This is a genomic window from Yoonia maritima (assembly GCF_043641945.1).
Classification (GTDB): Bacteria; Pseudomonadota; Alphaproteobacteria; order Rhodobacterales; family Rhodobacteraceae; genus Yoonia; species Yoonia maritima_B.
Genome location: NZ_JBHZRX010000016.1, coordinates 1 through 1,019, shown reverse-complemented (window position 1 = coordinate 1,019; position 1,019 = coordinate 1). Strand labels below are relative to the sequence as shown.

Annotated in this window: 2 protein-coding genes; one reads left to right on the top strand and one right to left on the bottom strand. The window is 50.2% G+C overall.

From position 1 onward, the window contains the following. Positions 1-191 (top strand): hypothetical protein (locus tag ACHUEV_RS17850; protein WP_394182294.1); only part of this gene is annotated, 191 nt, incomplete at its 5' end. A gap of 52 nt (positions 192-243) precedes the next feature. Here ACHUEV_RS17850 and ACHUEV_RS17845 read toward each other — a convergent pair. Further along, a complete protein-coding gene (locus tag ACHUEV_RS17845) occupies positions 244-789 on the bottom strand; it encodes a YaeQ family protein (protein ID WP_394182292.1) in 546 nt (181 codons plus the stop codon). Between the last annotated feature and the right edge of the window lie 230 nt (positions 790-1,019).

Here is a 1,019-nt window from a genome sequence, read left to right as displayed (position 1 = left end):
GCCGACTTTCATGCAAACTGCCGCAGCAGGGAAAGTGGTTCCAAAGCAGCCTTTGCGGTGGTGCGGCACCCAATCTAGCGACGGTCAATCAATTCACCGTCGCGCCCGGCCCAAAGCTGCCGTTGATCACATGGTTCGGCGCTGCGGTGCAGTTTACCCGACGCGGACATTGGCGAGCCGCATCTGACTGAGGTGCCAACCACTAAGCAACTCAAGTCCGTCTTGACAGCGCGCAATCGTGAATTACGGAGCACTCTTCCATTTTACCGGGGTAACGTAAACTACCTCATCACCAACACTGACCATCACATCGCCGTCTTGAATATTAATCTGTAGCTTCATCGCGCGGCTTGCCAGTTTTGTTAGTGCGCCCGTGTCGGTCTCGGAAAAATTTATCACCTGAAGATTATCAAAACGGGTGGTGCTGTTTTTGATCTTGTCCCACCAAATATCAGCAGTCCTGCCGCCATAGGGATAGACAATCACCTTTTCGGCTTTACCACACGATTGGCGCATCACCTTCTCGCTTGGAAGTCCCAGGGCCACCCACACATCAAGCTCTCCGCTCAGGCTTTTCTGCCAGATATCTGGTTCATCATCTGTTGAAAGGCCTTTCGTCATTTCCAAATGCTCATGTGCATTTAGTGCAAACGCGACAATGCGCACCATCAGCCGTTCATCCGTCTCTGAGGGATGCTTAGCTATCGTCAGCTTATGGGTCTCGTAATAGTGACGATCCATGTCGGAGACTGAAAGTTCAACTTTATAAATGGTGGCATTTTGCGCCATGTTTTGTCCCAAACCTTAAAAGATTAGGATGCCTACTGTCTCCGATGACATTTGAAAAGCAGATACAAGCAGAACGCATAACTGCAGTAGACCTGCGCCACTCCTGCCAAAAGCTTTCATCCATGCCACACGCAGACACTGCAATGTGACTTCCCTATGAGATCGACAATTTGGGTTCTGTTTCTGGCTTGCACGATGAGTCTTGGGGATTGAACACGATCAAATCGAGC

Bases quoted from the DNA above. Each gene is read 5' to 3' on its own strand.
- ACHUEV_RS17845 (WP_394182292.1), bottom strand. From the start codon at position 789: ATGGCGCAAAATGCCACCATTTATAAAGTTGAACTTTCAGTCTCCGAC.